The organism is Vibrio sp. Isolate30 (assembly GCF_022397975.1).
Taxonomy (GTDB): Bacteria; Pseudomonadota; Gammaproteobacteria; order Enterobacterales; family Vibrionaceae; genus Vibrio; species Vibrio fortis.
Genome location: NZ_JAKEUS010000004.1, coordinates 176,919 through 197,141 on the forward strand (window position 1 = coordinate 176,919; position 20,223 = coordinate 197,141).

A 20,223-nucleotide genomic window follows, 5' to 3' on the forward strand; every position below is an offset into this window, starting at 1 on the left:
GCGTTTTATGATCCCGTTAATCTATCATCCAATTTACTCGCAGTTGCCTTTGCCAGAAGGGCACCGTTATCCAATTAATAAGTATCGATTGCTCCAACAAGCGGTTGAGGCTAAGAGAGCGGAGTCTTCTAGTTGGCATCAAGTATTTGAGGTGTTTGAGCCGCAACCTGTATCAATTGAGCAAGTTAAACAAGTGCATAGTGCAGAATATGTTGATTTGTTAATTAGCGGCCAGCTCGCTGCTCCTAAGATGCGTCGAATCGGTTTTCCTTGGAGTCAGCAGCTTATAGAGCGCACGCTTTGTTCGGCTGGAGGGACGTCTCTCTCGGCTGAAATGGCGATTGAGCACGGTATCGCCATTCATTTGAGTGGAGGGTATCATCATGCACATCATGATTTTGGTAGCGGCTTTTGTCTGTTTAATGATTTGGTTGTGGCGGCGAAGCTCGCGTTGACCTTTGAACATATTGAAACCGTTCTAATTGTTGACAGCGATGTACATCATGGTGATGGTACTGCAACCTTGTGTCAGCATGAGCCAGATATTGCAACGTTATCCTTTCATTGTGATAAGAACTTTCCTGCACGTAAGCCATCGTCTGATTTTGATGTCCCTCTATCCCGTGAAACAGAAGATGCAGAGTTTTTAGCAAGCTTCGAACAAGTGACGCAAATGGCTTTGTTGCACTACCAACCGGATTTGATTATCTATGATGCGGGCGTTGATATTCATATCGACGATGAGCTTGGTTATCTAAACGTGTCAACGCAAGGGATCTATCAACGTGATTGCATGATGTTTGAAATGGCGAAAAGTCACGATATTCCGATCGCGTGTGTCGTCGGGGGCGGATATCGTTCACAACACCAAGATTTGGTACCGATTCATATGCAATTATTGAATGCTGCATATAAGGTAATGGGCTAGATTTCATTACGACAGATATGAAAAAAGCCGCTGATTTCTCAGCGGCTTTTTCGAATGTGGTGGAGGGATAGGGATTTGAACCCTAGAACCGCTATTAACGGTTGCCGGTTTTCAAGACCGGTGCTTTCGACCACTCAGCCATCCCTCCGATGGCGTGCATAATATAAAGCTTACTGATGCTTGTAAACCCCTACAAAGAGCGTTTGCTTTCTTTATAACCGCTTTAACCTGTTTTTTTATTTGAGTGCTGAAAGCTTGATCAAATAAGCGTTTCAACTCGCACATTAAAGGGCTGGTGCCTGAAATCTTATTATTGTGAGTCTATTGATTCGCGAAGCTAGGGTAAATGGCGAGTAAATAACAGTGAAGGCAGTTTCATGGGGCAGAAACGAAAAAAGCCGCTGATTTCTCAGCGGCTTTTAGAATGTGGTGGAGAGATAGGGATTTGAACCCTAGAACCGCTATTAACGGTTGCCGGTTTTCAAGACCGGTGCTTTCGACCACTCAGCCATCTCTCCAGTGCGGTGAATAATATAAGGCATCCTTAGGCTTGTAAACCCTTAATTTTCATTATTTTGTTTGAATGCTCGTTTTATAAACATTAATGATAATAAAAAAGGAAGCGCATGCTTCCTTTTTCTTGATAAACCTACATTTCACTGCATTTTAGTCGTTCTTGGTATAGAAACGCTGCAGCTCGGTTAGGCCTTGCATCAACACAGGGAGGCGAGGGCTAACGTCTTTTAAACGTTTGTAGTTTTTATCGTAAAGCTTGTAGTTACCAAATTTATCGATAACCGTTGTTTGCTGTGTCGTAACCAGTGCAAGTTCGCGAGAATCACCGGCTAAGATCCACTTACGTTTACTCTCGTCGAATAGGTTACGACCACTGCTGAAGTCATTCGGGTTAGACGAAACACCCAATAAATCTTGTAGTAGAGTCACTGACAGATCTAAATGGCTAGAGCGGTGATTGTATTCAGATGCCGACTTACCTGGCCAGTGCATAAACATTGGCACTTGAAGCTGGTAACGGCTGTAATTTGAGTTTGCACCCCAGCTGTTCGTCTTGGTCTCGTTAAATTCAGTACCGTGGTTAGAGGTAATGATGACGACGGTATTTTCAGTTAAAGACAGCTCTTCAAGGGTTTGATAAATAGTTTGTAGTTCATCATCTGCCGCTTTTGCTGCTTTTTGGTAATCTGCAGCGAAACGTTCTGCTGCACTGCGAGTTTCGTTGCTGTCGTTTTGATAATTGGTGAAGTTATCTAACGTGGTTAACTCAATGAAGCTGAACCAAGGTGCACCTGCATTTGAAGACTGAACCCATTCCGTCCATGCATTGATTGCACTCTCGTCGTTATGAGTCTGAGTCCCTTCGTCAATTTTACGTCCGCGGAATATGATTTCAGAGAACATTGCATCTTCGAAATGATCGCCGCTGAAAGCAGCAATACTGTAGTTGTGGTGCTCAAGAACATCGAGCAGAACGGCGTTTGAGCCTTGCGACTTGATGCTACTCGAGTAGCTACTTGGTAGGCCGTAAAACAGGCCAAAAATACCGTACATATCATTACTTGAACTGTAATGATTGGTGAAGCTGATCCCTTCTTTTGCGTAAGCAAAGCTATTTGGCATGACTTCGCTATTGAGAGCATCAGCACGCAGGTTGTTTACACTGACTAATAGAATATTAAGGTCAGCACTGCGACGGTTATATTGAATTTGTTCCAGTGGGTAGCTGACAAGGTCGACATTGTCTGCATTCGCTTCGCGTCGTTCTAGGTACTCCTCACGGTCAAGTAAGCCGTGTTTCTCCATGAAGCTTTTTGCTGTCATTGGATAAGAGAGCGGGAAGTTCGCTTTTTGACTGGTAATTGGATTATAAAAATAGGCATCTGCCCAGATGTAGGTGAGATGACTACTAATAAAGCTTAAGAAAAACACAGCGGCGATCGGGCGGCCGATATGCTTGTGTGACAGTTTGCGCTGCTTGCGCCATACCCACTCAGATAAACCAAGTTGAAGCATGAAGATCAGCGGCATAACGATGAACAGATGTTGCAAGTCTGAGCTAAATGCAGTCTCTTCTTCGCTAAAGAGTACCTCCCAAACGACAGGCGTCAGGTGGAGGTTAATGCTTTGATAGGTTTGAGTATCTATCAATAGGACAGTTAATCCGATTGTTGCGAAGCATACGGCAACAAGTCGGAGTAACTTTCTTGACGGTAATATAAAGGTGAGCGGGAACAGCACCAATAGGTAGAGAGCGAACACCAAAAAGCCAAAATGGCCAACCCAAGAAACGGCCAGATAGAACTGTCCTAATAAGGTTTCGGGCCAAGCTGATTGAGTGATATAACGAGTACCGATCAACATCGCAGCAATGATGTTGAAAAATGCAAACCAGTGACCCCAACCAACCAGTCGAGATACACGATCGCTATATGAGTTTGCGCTGTCTACCATTTATTATTCTTTTATCCGTCAGTCTATCTTAGTGAGACTTCTTTTCGTCAAGCGAAGAGATTAGTGCCTCGGCAAATTTTTCAGCAATTCCTTTGCGTTGTGAAGCAGCAACGTTCTGATTTAAGACATTGGTTGCGATATTTCCGGCGATCATCAGTGAAAGTTCTGGTGAAGCTTTGTGCTTAGACAGTACAGCACCTACTTCAGCTAGGATGTTTTCAACTTGTTCATCTGTGTATTTAGATATAATCGGCATAAGGACTCTAATAATGATAGTAAAAGCGGCTTATGATAACCTACAATTCACGACAACTGAAACCTGAACGATAATATTTTCACTATGAGCCTTCATCTTTCCAACGTAATTTTACACCAGCTGAGCAAGAACGATCAGGATGAACTGATTGTTAACTTCCGTGCTGAGTCTCTCGATAACGACGCTTCATCTGAAAGCTTAGTGGCTGAACTGCATCGCGTTTTTAACTCAAAGCCTGGCAAAGGTTTTGGTGCATTTAAGTCCGACAGCGAATTTCAACAGTGGTTGCATGAACTTCGTAAAGGCGAGACAGATTTCTACGATTTCTCTCAAAAAAGTGCTCAACGTCTAAAAGAAGAGCTTTCAAAATACCCGTTTGCTGATGAAGGCACGCTAGTTCTAGCGGAATATCAGTCGTTGGCGACCGATTACCTGTTTATTGGTCTGCTACCGTCAAACCAAAGTCTTAAAGTCACTGAAGGTCTTGATATCAGTGCGACAGACTACCTAGATATCTCAAAGATGGACATCGCCGCTCGTCTTGATTTATCGACTTACGAGACTGATAAAGAGTCAAATCGTTACCTTGCATACATTAAAGGTCGTGTTGGCCGTAAAGTGGCAGACTTCTTCTTAGACTTTTTGCAGGCTGAAGTTGGTTTGGATGCTAAACAGCAGAACCAAGTACTGATGCAAGCAGTAGAAGATTTCGTTTCTGATTCTAAACTAGAGAAAGAAGAAGCGATTAGCTACAAGAAGCAGGTGGCAGATTACTGCAACGAACAGCTAAAAGCGGGTGATGAAGTTCAAGTTCGTGAGCTTTCTGGAGAACTTCCTCCAAGCACTGACGGTACAAGCTTTTTAGATTACACCAGCGAACAGGGATATGAGCTTGAAGAAAGCTTCCCAGCCGATCGTGCAACTATGCGTAAATTGACTAAGTTTGTTGGTGCTGGTGGCGGCTTGAATGTGAGTTTCGATAGTCTGTTATTGGGTGAGCGTATTTTTTACGATCCGGAGACAGATACTCTAACGATCAAAGGTACACCACCAAACTTACGCGATCAGTTGACTAGAAATAAGTCATAGCGTTAAGTTAACAATAAGTGGCAGTAGGACGCTGCCACTTATGCTCAATTTTGCTTTTAATTCTTTAGCTTAATGAGTCAATCTCCTCGAATCATTGGTTCACAACAAGGAATGTCGATGGAATTATCTGTGAGTCGCCAGCCAAGCTTTACGAGAACAACCAAAGTCATCACTCTGGTTTTTATCCTTTGGATTATCCCCGCTCTTATGTTGCTTAATTTAAGTCGCGCCTTTAATCAATCATTAGAACAGATCGAAGAGTTAGGGATTCGTGCCACTGAGTTAAGGCAATCGCTCTATTTCTCTGAACCGCTCCGAGTTTCCCGTGTGAACGATCTCGCGCTAGATGCTCAGCTAGTTTATTCCTTGCGACTGCAAATTGAGTCGGACTTCAATAATGCTTGGATTCGCCCAGATGTGAATCAGTTGCTGTATGTCGTAGACCAGTTTCTTGAAAAGTTTGATGAGTTCATTCCGATTGAGAGCCAAGTTCAATACCTTGTCGATGATATTAAAGCTTTACGCGCCGATCCCAATACCTCTGAACAATTGCAGCCACTGCTTAATCAATTCGGCACTGTGGTGTTTCAAGCCATGTATTCAGAGAATCACACTTCATCTTCCATCTATCGTGCCTTTGATGCCATTTTAGAACAGTCTTATCAATTGAATGGTGACGAGCAAGATGCGTTGCAACAGCTGTTGGCCGACGCCTCTTCTTTACTTGGTAACTATGCCCAGCTTAATTACCTTGTGGATCGAATTAAGAAAAATTCCGTCAGTGAACAGATAATTGATCTTGAAGATCAATATCACTCAGCACAATTCTATATTGTATTTACACTGATGTTGTTGAGTGGTTTGGCGCTCTGTGCTGTTGCGTTTGTAAAAATCAGACCATCTGAAGAGAGTGGGGAGCTCATTAGTTCCAGCTCCGAAACAACAAAACCTGAACACACGGAAACCTCAAAGAGTGACACTACGCCTTCAAACGACACTCAGAGTTTTGACTTTATGGTGAAAGCAAATCATGAGCCGCAAGATTCGTCCTTTGGTCACGTGGATGCGACATCTCAAAGTAATACTCCAAACCCAACTCCATCTCCAGCGAAACAAGAGCAAGTGACATCTCCGGAGGCTACTAGCATTACCCAACATGCTACTTCTGCGACGGACACTGTTGCTATTGAACCCTTGGTCGAGGAGGCGCAAATTTCTGACTCACTAAACAACGCCAAAGCTGATAATGTCGTTCCATTGCAACCCAAAGAGGAATCTTTGAAGGTGGATGAGCCAGCGGCTGAGTCCGTGATAAACATTGAAGAGATGCTAGAAACCTTGGACGGCGACCACGAATCTGTAGTCTTGCTATTGAATGTGTTTGTAGAAGATCACGCCAATGACTTTAACAAGTTCATCGAACTCAAAGGTGAAGATGAGGTGACAGCGGCACGAGTGGTGCACAGTTTGAAGGGCGTTGCTGGTAGTATCAAGGCATCGAGACTGGCCGTGATTGCTAGTAGCGTTGAAGCGAGCATGAAGCAATCGCAGTCGATCAGTGAAGATGAACTAGAAGAGCTTAAACTGGCTATAGAAGCAACAGTAAACGCAGCACAGGCTCATCTTCTAAAACACAGCAACTAGCATTCGAATCTAATCTCTATGAGATACAAAAAAAGAGCAACCACACTGAGTGTCGTTGCTCTTTTTTATCTGGACTGGGTAGAGATTACGCTTGCTGTTTGTTTAACTCTACTACTTCTTCTGTTTCCACTGCTGGCGCGGTTGGTTCACATTTATCAACGAACCAACCCATGTAAGAGGTCACGATGGTTACGATGATACAAATGAAGCTCAACCACATGAATGGCGCGTAAGAGAGCGTTGCAACACCTAGAATACTCGCCATGTAGATACCGTTATCACTCCAAGGAACCATACCCGAAGTTAAGGTGCCACCAAATTCTGCGTTACGTGATAGGTTCTTACGTTGGTAGCCTAGACGGTCGTAGTTCTTAGCACAGATTTTTGGTGTAAGAATCAAAGATACGTACATGGCTGAGCCAAATACGTTCCCCATGAATGCAGTACCAATCGTACTCGTTGCGAGTGAGCCTGCGCTGTTTACGCGGCGCTCGAACACTTTCGCTATCGTCTCTAGTACACCTACCTTATCAAGTAAGCCACCAAAGCCTAAACCAAACACAATGACCGCTACCGAACCAAGCATTGAAGACATGCCGCCACGGTTTAAGATCGAATCAATAAACTCAACACCCGAAGAGATAGAGAAAGGTGCCCATGCAGTGTTAAATGCTGTTAGGAAATCAATCTCTTGAATCATCACTGCCCAGATAATACCTAGCAGAGAACCAAAGCTAATCACTGGGAATGAAGGCATACGAAATGCCAGTAGACCTAATACAATCAGGACAGGGACAAAAGAGTAAGGAGTAATGTAAAACTGAACTTCCATCGCCTTGATAACAGAGTCCACTTGGCTCATGTCGACATTACCTGCGTAATGGAAACCAAACGCTGTAAACATAATACCCGTGATGATGTAACTGATTAGAGCAACCGGCAACATGCCTTTAATGTGCTCAACGACTTCTACGTTAGACATTGAAGACGCAAGGATCACTGAATCAGAAAGCGGAGACATCTTGTCACCAAAGTAACAACCCGACAGTACAGCACCTGCAGTAATTGGAGCCGGTACACCCAGACCTTGGCCAATACCCATCATCGCAATACCTGCTGTACCTGCTGCGCCCCATGATGTGCCGGTCGCTAATGCAGTTAGTGAACAGATAATCATGGTTGCTAGTAGGAATATCGATGGATGAATCGCTTTTAAGCCGTAGTAGATAATGGTCGGAACAATGCCGCCAGAGATCCATGTACCAACCAGAGCACCTACCGCTAAAAGTATTAAAACAGCCCCTAAACCATTTGAGATCCCTTTGAGCGCTGCTTTTTCTAAGTCTTTGTATTGGTGCCCTAGACGAATCCCCAGAACCATGATGATAAACCAACCGATGTACAGTGCGAGTTGGATAGGAAGATCAAGCTTCGCTGTAAATGAAAACGCGAGGGACAAAAATAGCCCTAACGAAATGAAAACCTGCATCAAGTTCGGTAGGCGAGTTTTACTCTGCTGCATAAAAGCCTCTTATTATTTCGAGCATTATAGTGCTTCGTTATAGTGTGGGGTACGAATTGGACACTACAGTAATGAGAGGATTATATCGAAAAATAACGTTCAAGTTGTGATATTTGACTATTTATAGTCTTGTTTTTAGTATCAATGTCTAAATATTTGTTAAATTGATGATTTAATAATGTTGATTTTTGTTGCACGTTGTTTTCACCATGTGAATGATTGTTTTGTGATTTGGTAGTGCTGCAGAGATAAGTGCTGACTGGAACTTGCTCGTATTGATTTTAATTTAATCAAATTAGAGGCTGGATAGCTTTTAAATGAGGATTTGACGAGTGTTTTCTGTGCTTTAGTTAAGGTGAGCAAAGATTAGATAACTCACAGATTTATCCCGTTCACTGAAAAGAAACGAAAAAGTTACACTTTTTGACAAAAAGCGCTTGAGTTCTGTTTCTGAAAAACTTATAGATGGAGGAAAGCAATTTAATTTTTATACATGGAGAGTTCGAGATGAGAGTAGGTCTAGTTGGTTGGCGTGGTATGGTTGGTTCTGTACTAATGCAACGTATGGTTGAAGAGCGTGATTTCGACCTGATTGAACCTGTTTATTACAGTACATCTCAAATCGGTATCCCAGCCCCTGTTCTTGGCGGCAAAGATGCGGGTTTACTGCAAGACGCATTCGACATTGATAGCTTGAAGCAGCTTGATGCTGTGATTACATGTCAAGGTGGCGACTACACATCAAAAGTTTACCCAGCACTGCGTCAAGCGGGTTGGAAAGGTTACTGGATTGATGCTGCGTCGACTTTACGTATGGATACTGACTCTATCATTACTCTAGATCCAGTTAACTTGGCTCAAATTCAACAAGGTATTCACGGTGGCACCAACACCTTTGTTGGTGGTAACTGTACTGTGAGCCTCATGCTGATGGCATTGGGTGGTCTTTACGAAAAAGGTATGGTTGAGTGGATGAGCGCAATGACGTACCAAGCCGCTTCTGGTGCAGGTGCGAAGAACATGCGTGAGCTTATCTCTCAAATGGGCGTGATCAACGACAGCGTAAGCTCTGAACTTGCTAATCCAGCAAGCTCTATTCTTGATATCGATAAAAAAGTAGCAGATACCATCCGTTCAGAATCATTCCCAACAGACCAGTTTGGCGCACCACTTGCTGGCTCGCTAATCCCATGGATCGATGTGAAGCGTGAAAACGGCCAAAGTAAAGAAGAGTGGAAAGCGGGCGTTGAAGCGAACAAGATCCTTGGCCTAGACGGTCAACCGATTCCTATCGATGGTACTTGTGTACGTATTGGTGCGATGCGTTGTCACGCACAAGCGTTGACTATCAAGCTTAAGCAAGATGTTCCAATGGACGAGATTGAAGAGATCATCGCAACGCACAACGATTGGGTTAAAGTGATTCCAAACGATCGTGATATCACAGCTCAAGAGCTAACGCCGGCGAAAGTAACAGGTACTATGTCTGTACCAGTAGGTCGTCTACGTAAGATGTCTATGGGTAACGACTTCCTAAACGCATTCACAGTAGGTGACCAACTACTATGGGGTGCTGCAGAACCTCTACGCCGTACTCTGCGCATCATTCTTGCTGAGAAAGCGTAACTGCCTCATTTCTGAGAATAATTAAAGAAGAAGCGCCTTAGGGCGCTTTTTTTGTATCTGATGACAGAGATCTGACTTTAAAACCTTACATTTCGTGCGTCTTAAAGTTGGAGCGAGAAAATGAAAGCAAATCTCAAAGGTTTTACTCTGATCGAGTTAGTTGTTGTTATCGTCATTATTGGTGTTTTAGCGGTTGTCGCAGCGCCTAAGTTTTTAAACATACAACATGATGCTAGGGCTTCGGTTATAGAAGGGTTGGGGGCATCGGTTCACACTGCTGCTGATTTGGCATTCGAAAAAGCTGCCGTTGAGGGCATGGAAGATCAAGAGTCTTATCTGATCCCTGACTACGGCCGTGTGAAGTTCGGCTACCCCGCAGTTGAGAAAGGGGGAATGGAAAACTTTTTAGCGATTGATTCTGGGTTTCATGACCTGACTAAAGAGTGGACGTGGGCTGCGCATAATAATGGTCCTGTAAGTGACCCTGACCTATGGCTGATTACCCGATCGGAATATTTGCCGGATGTTCTTCCTAATGACTTCAACACCGCTATCGAGGAGACCCAGTGCTATGTGAAATACACGGCTGCGATGGAAGCGAATGATGACTATAAAGTCGAAGTGTTTACCGACGGTTGTTAGTTGCGTTAGTTAGATAGTAAAGAAAACAAAAAGAGCTCTTAGGAGCTCTTTTTTGTGGGCGTTTATTCTTTCTCTTCAGTAACGACTCGTTTGTCAGGGTCGGCCAACTCACTGCCACAGTGCTTACAATGCATAGCATCAGAATCATGTCCTGAACGATTGCAGTTCGGACATTTTACGAGCTCTTTATGGGCATTCATTTCATTACTCAGTTCTGCAGTAATAATGCCTGTTGGTACTGCAAGGATTGAGTAACCTAATAACATGGTCAGTGATGCAATCGCCTTGCCGAGTACGGTTTGAGGGACGATATCGCCATACCCAACAGTTGTGATGGTTACGATCGCCCAATAGATACTTTGCGGAATACTTGTAAAGCCGTTGTTTGGACCTTCAATAACAAAGATCAGTGAGCCAAAAATGGTCACCAAGATACCGACTGTACTGAAGAAAATCAGGATCTTACGTCGTGCCATCAACAGCGAGCGCAAGAGAATGTTGGAGTCTTGCAGATAGCGAACGAGCTTGAGGATGCGGAAAATACGCATTACGCGCAGCAGCCTGATCACGCCCATGAACGACGCACCTGGAAAGAGTATCGCTAAATAGGTTGGTAAAATCGCAAGTAAGTCGACAACACCATAGAAGCTGGTGGCATAGGACTTTGGCTTGGGTGAGCAATACAGCCTTAACAGATACTCAATCGTAAACATAGCTGTGAAAGTGTATTCAATATAACGCAGCTCTTGCGACCACGCTGTCATAACGTTGGGCAGTGACTCGATGATTAACACCACTAAAGACGCAATAATGGCAACAATCAGTGAGATATCAAAGATACGCCCCGCGCGGGTGTGTGTACCAAAAATAATGATATAGAGATGATGCTTTAGAGAGTGTCGAGACATGGTTGTAAAAGTGTGCTTTTTGTAATGACTTAGTAAACATCATACTCGGTTGAAATAAATGAGGCGAGTGAAAGCCTGTGCTTTACTCGCCTCTATACAATTTTTTCGTCAATTAGACGTTTTCTTTATTACGCTAAACCTGGGAATAGGTTGCGAAGGCCATTGGCGATGAACTCAATACCTAACGCCCCAAGGATCAGACCCATAATACGAGTGATTACGTTGATTCCTGTTTGACCGAGGAAACGCACAATCACGGGTGCTGAGCGGAACAGTAACCATGAACACGTAGCAAACGCGACAATACTAATACCGATGCCGACAGTGTCGATTGCTGCTGGGTAGCGTGAGCCATAAACAATCGTCGAACTGATAGCACCTGGGCCGGCCATTAGCGGCATCGCAAGAGGTACAACACCGATTTGCTCACGGCTTACGTATTCTGATTTCTCTTGTTTATTCTGCTTATCCTCACCCAGCTTACCGCTCATCATTGAAAATGCGATGCTGAGTAGCAGTAAGCCACCGGCTACGCGGAATGAATCTAAAGAGATGCTGAACATGTCTAGCAGCATCTGTCCTGCCACTAATGACACAATCAATATAACCGCTACTGCTACGTTGGCTTGGAGTGCTGTACGGTTCCTCTCTTCTGGCGGCATATGAGCTGTGAGAGAAACAAAAACAGGCATGATGCCGATAGGGTTTACAGCGGCGACAAGCCCAAGGAAGAATTGCAGAAAAATTGCGAGTTCTAAACCTTGCATGAGAGCGATCTCCAGTTAGCGTTAATAGTAAAGTGACTTTGATCTGACCTATATCAGAGTGCGTAATGTAAGGGACAAATTCAAAGAGAGCGAATGAAAAAAACTAACCTGAAAAGGGGGCTGTTTTTTAGAAAAACTAATTGAGTGATAGATGTGTAATTTGAATGTTGCGAGATATTGTTTGGTGTTTCATGTTGTAACTTGATTTGGTTTAAATGTTATCTCGCGCACGCTTTTAATAAAAATTATGACAGTTTCTCCCCCGTTGCAACGGGATGGATATACTCTCAGTAGCACAAATTTTGCCGTATACATGTAACTTAGCTGACTAAAAATGAAACTTTTTTACAGAATATGACATTAATTAGAAAAGTTTTATCCGTTTGCTTGTTTTTTGTTCGAATGCAAATTGTGATTTTAGTCTATATAAATCATGACTTTAACGACGTTTTTGCGATTGCCTTACCACTTATTGGTTAATTCCTTTTAGGTAACTGATCTGGGTCAATTTTTTTCACACACTGAAATAATATACTCAGTTCCGAAAGCAATTTACTAAGAACGCTGTTGGCAACCGAGTGATGACACAGTGAATTTAATAAAAAGTTTTTAATATTTATTATTTTAGGAGATCCACCATGCCTGTAACTAACTTAGCTGAACTAGATGCTCTAGTAGCACGCGTTAAAGCAGCACAAGAAGAGTTCGCAACTTTCTCTCAAGAAAAAGTAGATGCAATCTTCCGCGCAGCTTCTCTTGCAGCTAACCACGCTCGTATCCCGCTAGCTCAACAAGCGGTAGCAGAATCTGGAATGGGTATTGTTGAAGATAAGGTAATCAAAAACCACTTCGCGTCAGAATTCATCTACAACAAATACAAAGACGAAAAAACTTGTGGCATCTTAGAAGAAGATGACAACCTAGGTACAATGACTATCGCAGAACCTGTAGGTATCATCTGTGGTATCGTGCCAACAACTAACCCAACATCTACTGCGATCTTTAAGTCTCTTATCTCACTTAAAACTCGTAACGGCATCATCTTCTCTCCACACCCACGTGCGAAGAACTCTACAAACGATGCAGCGAAACTAGTTCTAGACGCAGCAGTAGCAGCGGGTGCTCCAAAAGACATCATCGGTTGGATCGACCAACCATCTGTAGAGCTTTCTAATGCTCTTATGAAGCACGACGGCATCGCTCTTATCCTTGCAACTGGTGGTCCAGGCATGGTTAAAGCAGCTTACTCTTCTGGTAAGCCAGCAATCGGTGTAGGTGCAGGTAACGTTCCTGTAGTTATCGATGAAACAGCAGACATCAAACGTGCTGTAGCTTCTATCCTTATGTCTAAAACTTTCGATAACGGCGTAGTATGTGCTTCTGAGCAAGCAGCTATCGTAGTTAGCGAAGTATACGACGAAGTAAAAGAGCGTTTTGCTTCTCACAAAGCTCACGTTCTATCTAAAGCTGACGCTGACAAAGTACGTAAAGTACTTCTAATTGACGGTAACCTAAACGCGAAAATCGTAGGTCAACCTGCTCCAGCAATCGCTGAAATGGCGGGTGTTAAAGTTCCTGCTGACACTAAAGTGCTTGTAGGTGAAGGTCTAGGTAAAGTTTCTTACGACGATGAGTTCGCTCACGAGAAACTATCTCCAACTCTAGGTCTATTCCGTGCTGACAACTTCGAAGACGCAGTTGCTCAAGCGGTAACTATGGTTGAAATCGGTGGTATCGGTCACACATCTGGTCTTTACACTAACCAAGACGTTAACGCAGACCGCATCCGTTACTTCGGTGACAAGATGAAGACTGCACGTATCCTTGTAAACATCCCAACTACTCACGGTGGTATCGGTGACCTTTACAACTTTAACGTAGCACCGTCTCTAACTCTTGGTTGTGGTTCTTGGGGTGGTAACTCTATCTCTGAGAACGTAGGTCCTAAGCACCTTATCAACAAGAAAACTGTAGCTAAGCGAGCTGAAAACATGTTGTGGCACAAACTACCTAAGTCTATCTACTTCCGTCGTGGTAGCCTTCCAATCGCAATGAGCGACCTAGAAGGTAAGAAACGCGCATTCCTAGTAACTGACCGTTTCCTATTCAACAACGGTTACGCTGATGAAGTAGTTAAACTGCTTAAAGAGCAAGGCATCGAAGTTCAAACATTCTTCGACGTAGAAGCGGATCCAACACTATCTGTTGTTGAGAAAGGTGCAGAAGCAATGAAGAGCTTCCAACCTGACGTAATCCTAGCTCTAGGTGGTGGTTCACCAATGGATGCTGCGAAAATTATGTGGGTAATGTACGAGCACCCAGAAACTCACTTCGAAGAACTAGCAATGCGCTTTATGGACATCCGTAAACGTATCTACAAGTTCCCTAAAATGGGTAAGAAAGCTGAGCTTGTATGTATCACTACAACTTCAGGTACTGGTTCAGAAGTTACTCCATTCGCAGTTGTTACAGACGACAAGACTGGTGCTAAGTACCCACTAGCTGACTACGAAATCACGCCAAACATGGCTATCGTTGATGCTAACCTAGTAATGAACATGCCTAAGTCTCTAACAGCATTCGGTGGTTACGATGCAGTAACTCACGCTCTAGAAGCTTACGTATCTGTTCTTGCTAACGAATACTCTGATGGCCAAGCTCTACAAGCACTTAAGATGCTTAAAGAGTACCTACCATCAAGCTACGCGAACGGTGCAAACGACCCAATCGCTCGTGAGAAAGTACACAACGCAGCAACTATCGCTGGTGTAGCATTCGCGAACGCATTCCTAGGTGTTTGTCACTCTATGGCGCACAAGATTGGTGCTGAGTTCCACCTACCACACGGTCTGGCGAACGCACTACTAATCTCTAACGTGGTACGTTACAACGCGAACGACAACCCAACTAAGCAGACTGCGTTCTCTCAGTACGACCGTCCACAAGCACGTCGTCGTTACGCTGAAGTTGCTGACCACCTAGGCCTAAGCCAAGCTGGTGACCGTACTGCTCAGAAGATTGAACGTCTACTAGCATGGCTAGACGAGCTGAAAGGTGACCTAGACATTCCTAAGTCAATCAAAGAAGCAGGTGTTTCTGAAGCTGACTTCGTAGCTAAGCTTGATGAGCTAGCGGTAGAAGCGTTCGATGACCAATGTACTGGTGCGAACCCACGTTACCCACTAATCACTGAGCTTAAAGACGTACTACTAGCGTCTTACCACGGCCAAGCTTACGTTGAAGGTGAAACTTTCGAAGGTACTACAGTAATCCTTAAGAAAGCTGACCAAAAACCAGCAGAAGCTAAAGCGTCTAAAGCTAAAAAAGAAAAAGCTGAAGCATAAGTAAGATTCAGTTTTGAGATAGATTTTCGCTAGCACGTTAATCTACATTCGGGAAAAGAACAAAGCCCCAGTCGAAAGACTGGGGCTTTTTTTATTTTCAGATATTTAGTGAGAATTTATTGGGAAATCACACCTCTGCCGCCACCACACGACCGCTAAAGTAATCATTAGAGATAATGTATTCCGTAGTTCGGGTGAGTTCATCTTGCAGTTGTGCCCAATGGCATTTGTTGAGCTTGCCGTCGGCATTATGAATAGCGGGGATAACACCGCCGACTCGGATATTGAAAGGGGTGAGCTCTTTGGCCCAACTGTGGGTGAAGCCAGTGATCATAGAGTTTGCACTTTCGAGCCCCGAGACATCTTTGAAGTCTTCATGTGAAATCACATTGACTATCACGCCTTGCTTGTTGGCTTGACGCAGTCGGTCGACGCTGGCTTGACCGAACGAGAAAAGGGTAGAGGCCATAGCGGAAAGGTTATCAATAAAGCAGCTCACGGGTTGAGTGCCAGTAAGTGTTGGCATGGGTGTGCTTACCCAGTTGTTCACGAGAACATCGGGCGTTGTACCAAAGGTTAGCTGTATAAAATCAAATACCTTGAGAATGGTCTGGCTATCGTAACGCTCGATTGGGTAACTATACACAGCTGTAGAATAGCGAGAACACACTTGGTAGGTCTCTTCTAGGCTGGCACTATCAATATCACAAAGAATGACGGTCGCACCCAGATTCACAAAGTGGTTTGCGATGGTTCCTCCAAGTTGTGACCCAGCGGACGTCACCAATATGATAGAGCTTTTAATTTCCATTCCTAGACCTAAATGAGTAGCAGTGGTTAGCTAAGAATGGGTTAAAAATTATACGATCGGTGTGAATTAGTTCAAAGTAAGCACTGAAAATACAGAACTTTATACGAACTTAGTGACAGCTCACACTTTATAGGTACATGTGTGAAATATATCACTTAGAAGCTGGGCATAGATGAAGTTTAGGCTTGTGCTTGAATATGGAACTGACGTTGAGCTGTTCTAAGTTCATTGTATAACGTTGCGTGTGGCAACTCAGCGGGTGGCTGTTTGGCGAGCTTACGACGTTCATGAGTCGAGAGGTTGTGATATACCTCTTCAGGGAAGTCATATGTTCCCTCTGGCATGAAAGCTAACGCTTCAGGTGTTAGGTAATGACTCAGCTTTGCACTTGGAAGCCCGGCTTGGTGAAAGCCTTGCGACTGTTTTGCTGAAATTTCATATGAAGATTGATTTGAACGTAGAGGTTGCGGCTCGGCAACACCAAACTGTTGGCGCAATTTGCTTTCTGTTGTCTCTTCGACCGAGAAAGCATCAAGAGGGGTGTTGTCGCGAACATCATCAGAAAACATGGACAGCAGCAACGCGAAATCAGCACGGCGACCCTGTTCAACCGCTTGGTTGATCCCAGTCCCGAACTTGAGTTCGTTAATTATGACAGTGCTATCGAGTGTGTTTACTTGCATGGTGCCTCTCTTTGGATACACCTATAACGGCAAGCTGGGTTCAAACTTTAGTGTTTAAATCAATTAAGTGATTGATTGGTTTTATTTTAATCAGGGGGGATGGGCAGGCCAAAAACAAAAAAGCCCACGCATGCGTGAGCTTTTATCAGAATCAGCTAGATGCTAATTATTTAGCTAGGTTCGCTGCAACGAATTCCCAGTTAACTAGAGCCCAGAAAGCGTTCATGTAGTCTGGACGTACGTTACGGAAATCGATGTAGTAAGCGTGTTCCCATAGGTCAACAGTTAGAAGTGGAGTAACACCTTCTTCTGTTAGAGGAGTTGCTGCGTTAGACGTGTTAACGATAGCTAGAGAACCGTCAGCGTTCTTAACAAGCCAAGTCCAAGAAGAACCGAAGTTGTTGATTGCTGAATCAGTGAATTTTGCTTTGAACTCTTCGAAAGAGTCAAATGAAGCGTTGATTGCGTCTGCAACTGCACCTGTTGGTTCGCCGCCAGCTTGTGGAGCTAGACAGTGCCAGTAGAAAGTGTGGTTCCAGATTTGAGCTGCGTTGTTGAATACGCCACCAGTAGAAGTCTTGATGATCTCTTCTAGTGTTTTACCTTCGAACTCAGTACCAGGAATAAGACCGTTTAGCTTAACAACGTAAGTGTTGTGGTGCTTACCGTGGTGGAAATCTAGAGTCTCTGCAGAGATGTGTGGTTCTAGTGCGTCTTTCGCGTAAGGTAGAGCTGGTAGTTCAAATGCCATTGCTCAATTCTCCATTGATATGAAAGAGTTACCTCTTTCGATTGCTTCCAGTGATATTTATTATTCATAGCTTACTTTTTGCAGGCTACGGTCAATTTGCTGACTTGCGATATAGTTTAGCAAGTTTTTACTTTATTAAAAGCACATTTGTGTGATTTTCTATGAAATCTTACTCTAACTCTTTAACCATTATTTTTATATGGTTTTTATTCTTGGGGTTTGGGGTAGAATACAGGCAATAAAGCCGTAATCCATTAACGAGGAAGCAATGGAAACTATCGATAAAATCAAACAGCAAATTGAAGAAAATACCATTCTACTTTACATGAAAGGTTCTCCTAAACTACCAAGCTGTGGTTTTTCTTCTCAAGCATCTCAAGCGCTAATGGCATGTGGTGAAAAGTTTGCTTACGTAGACATCCTACAAAACCCTGACATTCGTGCAGAGCTACCAGCTTACGCACAGTGGCCAACTTTCCCACAACTTTGGGTTGAAGGTGAGCTGATCGGTGGTTGTGACATCATTCTTGAGATGTTCCAAAAAGGCGAACTTCAGCCTCTTATCAAAGAAGCTGCAGCGAAAGTTGCTGGCGACGAAGCATAAGAGCTGAGCTTTTTAGCGACACTCAATGAGAAAAGGGGCCGTTGGGCTCCTTTTTTATTGGTATAAGGGAAATGCAATGAATGTAAAACTTCACTATGTCCACGATCCAATGTGCAGTTGGTGTTGGGGATACAAGCCGACATTAAAGCTTCTTAAACAGCAGCTACCTGCGAGCATTGAGTTTAATTACGTGGTTGGTGGCCTTGCACCTGATTCTGATGAGCCTATGTCTGATGAGATGAAGCAAAAGCTGCAAGCGATTTGGAAACAGATTGAAGCGAAACTCGGTACTGAGTTTAACCATGAATTTTGGACCGAATGCAAACCAGTACGTAGTACTTACCCAGCTTGCCGCGCAGTTATTGCAGCAGGGTTTCAAGATCACTACGAAGAGATGTTAGAAGCCATTCAACACGCTTACTATCTACGTGCGATGTTGCCACATAGCGTTGAAACTCACGTGCAGCTTGCTGAAGAGCTTGGTATGAACGTGCAGCAGTTTGAAAATGACCTGTCTGGTAAGCTTTTGGAAGGCGAGCTAGACGACCAGTTGAGCTTCAAAGAGGCGATGGGTGTTTACTCTTACCCAACGTTAATGCTTGAAGTTAATGGTATTTTCACTGAAGTTGAACTCGATTATCAATCGACAGAACCAACGCTACGATCTATTCGAAGTGCACTAGAAGCCAATTTAAAGTAAATCCTCTTAGACCAATTACTTACTGCGATTGGTAAAGTCAGATTAACAATAAAAAGGGCCGCTATGGATATCATAGCGGCCCTTATTTTTAATAATGATTGTGCGTTCGGAAAACGCTAAGTCGCTTACAGCGTCATCGCAGCAATCCAACCGAATGCAATTAGTGGAAGGTTGTAGTGTAGGAACGTTGGTACTACCGTTTCCCATACGTGTTCGTGTTGACCATCCGCGTTAAGACCCGATGTTGGACCTAACGTAGAGTCAGAAGCTGGTGAACCTGCATCACCCAATGCTGCTGCAGTACCTACAAGTGCGATAGTTGCCATTGGAGAGAAGCCGAATGCTGCTGCTAGTGGAACGTAGATTGTTGCAAGAATTGGAATCGTAGAGAACGAAGAACCAATGCCCATAGTTACAAGTAGGCCTACAACCAGCATCAGTAGTGCAGCAAGTGGTTTGTTGTCACCGATTGATGTTGATAGCGCTTCAACCAGAGATTCAACGCCGCCAGTTTGCTTCATTACTGCTGCAAAACCCGCTGCTGCGATCATGATGAAGCCAATCATTGCCATCATGTGAACGCCTTTTGTGAATACATCTTGCGTCTCTTTCCATGCAATCACGCCACCAAAAGTGAACACCATGAAACCCGCTAATGCGCCAATGATCATTGAACCAGTTGAAAGTTGTACTGTTAGAGCGGCAACAATACCAACCGCAGCAACAATGATGTGCTTCTTATTGATCTGTTTCGTCTCTGTCGACACTGTCGTAAGCTCAGTTTCTTTGTACTGACGAGGTTTACGGTAAGTGAAGAATACCGCAGTCAGTAGACCAAAGATCATACCTGCTGCTGGTAGTAGCATTGCGACTGGAACTTGGCTCGCAACTACATTCTCAAGACCATTGTCGTGAAGGTTCTTGAGTAGGATGTTGTTTAGGAAGATACCACCGAAGCCGATTGGAAGAACCATATATGGCGTGATCAGACCAAAAGTCAGTACACACGCGATCAAACGACGATCAAGGTTCATTTTTGCAAACACGCCAAGTAGAGGTGGAATCAAAATTGGGATGAAGGCGATATGCACAGGGATAACGTTTTGAGAAGACATAGTCACAAGAATAAGTGACGCAAGAATGCCATATTTCAAACCAGTAGAAGCTGTGCTGTTCTCTTTGCCGTGAATACGTTTGATAACACTTTGAGCAAGCAGGTCAGTAATACCTGAACGTGAGATAGCAACCGCAAATGTACCTAACATTGCGTAACTTAGAGCGATAGTCGCACCGCCACCTAGGCCACTTTCAAAAGCAGCAACGGCATCGTTAAGATTCATGCCCGACACAACGCCACCGATGATCGCACTAAACGTGAGAGCAACGACAACGTTAACACGCATCAAGGCTAGAACTAGCATGATGCAAACTGATATAACAACAGGGTTCATAATTTTCTCGGAGTGTTGTGTTTAACTG

General features: G+C 43.9%; 17 protein-coding genes and 2 tRNA genes. 8 read left to right on the forward strand and 11 right to left on the reverse strand.

The window, feature by feature from the left end; genetic code table 11:
• The first annotated feature begins 7 nt into the window (after positions 1-7).
• The gene (locus tag L1D60_RS13050; RefSeq protein WP_239841428.1) at positions 8-928 is read left to right on the forward strand and encodes a histone deacetylase; all 921 of its coding nucleotides are present in this window, start codon (positions 8-10) and stop codon (positions 926-928) included.
• A 57-nt stretch (positions 929-985) separates the two neighbouring features.
• Here L1D60_RS13050 and L1D60_RS13055 read toward each other — a convergent pair.
• The 4 genes from L1D60_RS13055 to L1D60_RS13070 all read right to left on the reverse strand — a co-directional run bounded on the left by L1D60_RS13055 (position 986) and on the right by L1D60_RS13070 (position 3,653).
• Positions 986-1,076, reverse strand: a tRNA-Ser gene (locus L1D60_RS13055).
• A gap of 279 nt (positions 1,077-1,355) precedes the next feature.
• Positions 1,356-1,446, reverse strand: a tRNA-Ser gene (locus L1D60_RS13060).
• A 148-nt stretch (positions 1,447-1,594) separates the two neighbouring features.
• Positions 1,595-3,397: a DUF3413 domain-containing protein gene (locus L1D60_RS13065; RefSeq protein WP_239841429.1), complete on the reverse strand. Its 1,803-nt coding sequence runs from the start codon at positions 3,395-3,397 to the stop codon at positions 1,595-1,597.
• 28 nt (positions 3,398-3,425) lie between these two features.
• Positions 3,426-3,653 carry a YejL family protein gene (locus L1D60_RS13070; protein WP_032551972.1) on the reverse strand — a complete coding sequence of 76 codons (228 nt, stop codon included), beginning with the start codon at positions 3,651-3,653 and terminating at the stop codon, positions 3,426-3,428.
• Positions 3,654-3,737: 84 nt separating this feature from the next.
• On the opposite strand from L1D60_RS13070, the gene yejK reads away from it, so the two are divergent.
• Positions 3,738-4,742 (forward strand): nucleoid-associated protein YejK, encoded by a 1,005-nt coding sequence (gene yejK, locus L1D60_RS13075; RefSeq protein WP_239841430.1) that lies wholly within the window; start codon positions 3,738-3,740, stop codon positions 4,740-4,742.
• A 117-nt stretch (positions 4,743-4,859) separates the two neighbouring features.
• The gene (locus tag L1D60_RS13080) at positions 4,860-6,386 is read left to right on the forward strand and encodes an Hpt domain-containing protein (RefSeq protein WP_239841431.1); all 1,527 of its coding nucleotides are present in this window, start codon (positions 4,860-4,862) and stop codon (positions 6,384-6,386) included.
• 85 nt (positions 6,387-6,471) lie between these two features.
• Here L1D60_RS13080 and nhaC read toward each other — a convergent pair whose 3' ends face one another.
• On the reverse strand, positions 6,472-7,908 hold the full coding sequence (gene nhaC, locus L1D60_RS13085) for a Na+/H+ antiporter NhaC (protein ID WP_239841432.1): 1,437 nt from the start codon (positions 7,906-7,908) through the stop codon (positions 6,472-6,474).
• A gap of 507 nt (positions 7,909-8,415) precedes the next feature.
• Between nhaC and asd the strand changes: the two genes are divergently transcribed.
• Together asd and L1D60_RS13095 are read left to right on the forward strand one after the other, a co-directional pair.
• The gene (asd, locus tag L1D60_RS13090; protein WP_239841433.1) at positions 8,416-9,534 is read left to right on the forward strand and encodes an aspartate-semialdehyde dehydrogenase; all 1,119 of its coding nucleotides are present in this window, start codon (positions 8,416-8,418) and stop codon (positions 9,532-9,534) included.
• A gap of 120 nt (positions 9,535-9,654) precedes the next feature.
• Positions 9,655-10,176: a prepilin-type N-terminal cleavage/methylation domain-containing protein gene (locus tag L1D60_RS13095; protein WP_239841434.1), complete on the forward strand. Its 522-nt coding sequence runs from the start codon at positions 9,655-9,657 to the stop codon at positions 10,174-10,176.
• Between the two features lie 62 nt (positions 10,177-10,238).
• Here L1D60_RS13095 and L1D60_RS13100 read toward each other — a convergent pair whose 3' ends face one another.
• Positions 10,239-11,084: an ion transporter gene (locus L1D60_RS13100; protein WP_239841435.1), complete on the reverse strand. Its 846-nt coding sequence runs from the start codon at positions 11,082-11,084 to the stop codon at positions 10,239-10,241.
• Between the two features lie 128 nt (positions 11,085-11,212).
• Positions 11,213-11,851 (reverse strand): YchE family NAAT transporter, encoded by a 639-nt coding sequence (locus L1D60_RS13105; RefSeq protein ID WP_032551978.1) that lies wholly within the window; start codon positions 11,849-11,851, stop codon positions 11,213-11,215.
• 638 nt (positions 11,852-12,489) lie between these two features.
• Here L1D60_RS13105 and adhE point away from each other — a divergent pair.
• Positions 12,490-15,195, forward strand: a complete 2,706-nt coding sequence (gene adhE / locus L1D60_RS13110; protein WP_239841436.1) for a bifunctional acetaldehyde-CoA/alcohol dehydrogenase — start codon at positions 12,490-12,492, stop codon at positions 15,193-15,195.
• Between the two features lie 127 nt (positions 15,196-15,322).
• On the opposite strand, the gene L1D60_RS13115 is transcribed toward adhE, so the two are convergent.
• The 3 genes from L1D60_RS13115 to sodB form a co-directional block, all read right to left on the reverse strand.
• Complete coding sequence (locus L1D60_RS13115; RefSeq protein ID WP_239841437.1) at positions 15,323-16,006, reverse strand: SDR family oxidoreductase; 684 nt, start codon at positions 16,004-16,006, stop codon at positions 15,323-15,325.
• Between the two features lie 179 nt (positions 16,007-16,185).
• A complete protein-coding gene (locus tag L1D60_RS13120) occupies positions 16,186-16,689 on the reverse strand; it encodes a VC2046/SO_2500 family protein (RefSeq protein WP_239841438.1) in 504 nt (167 codons plus the stop codon).
• A gap of 166 nt (positions 16,690-16,855) precedes the next feature.
• Complete coding sequence (gene sodB / locus L1D60_RS13125) at positions 16,856-17,440, reverse strand: superoxide dismutase [Fe] (RefSeq protein WP_239841439.1); 585 nt, start codon at positions 17,438-17,440, stop codon at positions 16,856-16,858.
• Positions 17,441-17,708: 268 nt separating this feature from the next.
• On the opposite strand from sodB, the gene L1D60_RS13130 reads away from it, so the two are divergent.
• Together L1D60_RS13130 and L1D60_RS13135 are read left to right on the forward strand one after the other, a co-directional pair.
• A complete protein-coding gene (locus L1D60_RS13130) occupies positions 17,709-18,044 on the forward strand; it encodes a Grx4 family monothiol glutaredoxin (protein ID WP_239841440.1) in 336 nt (111 codons plus the stop codon).
• A 76-nt stretch (positions 18,045-18,120) separates the two neighbouring features.
• Positions 18,121-18,744: a DsbA family protein gene (locus tag L1D60_RS13135; protein WP_239841441.1), complete on the forward strand. Its 624-nt coding sequence runs from the start codon at positions 18,121-18,123 to the stop codon at positions 18,742-18,744.
• Between the two features lie 125 nt (positions 18,745-18,869).
• Here L1D60_RS13135 and L1D60_RS13140 read toward each other — a convergent pair whose 3' ends face one another.
• A complete protein-coding gene (locus L1D60_RS13140) occupies positions 18,870-20,195 on the reverse strand; it encodes a Na+/H+ antiporter family protein (RefSeq protein WP_239841442.1) in 1,326 nt (441 codons plus the stop codon).
• Positions 20,196-20,223 lie beyond the last annotated feature (28 nt).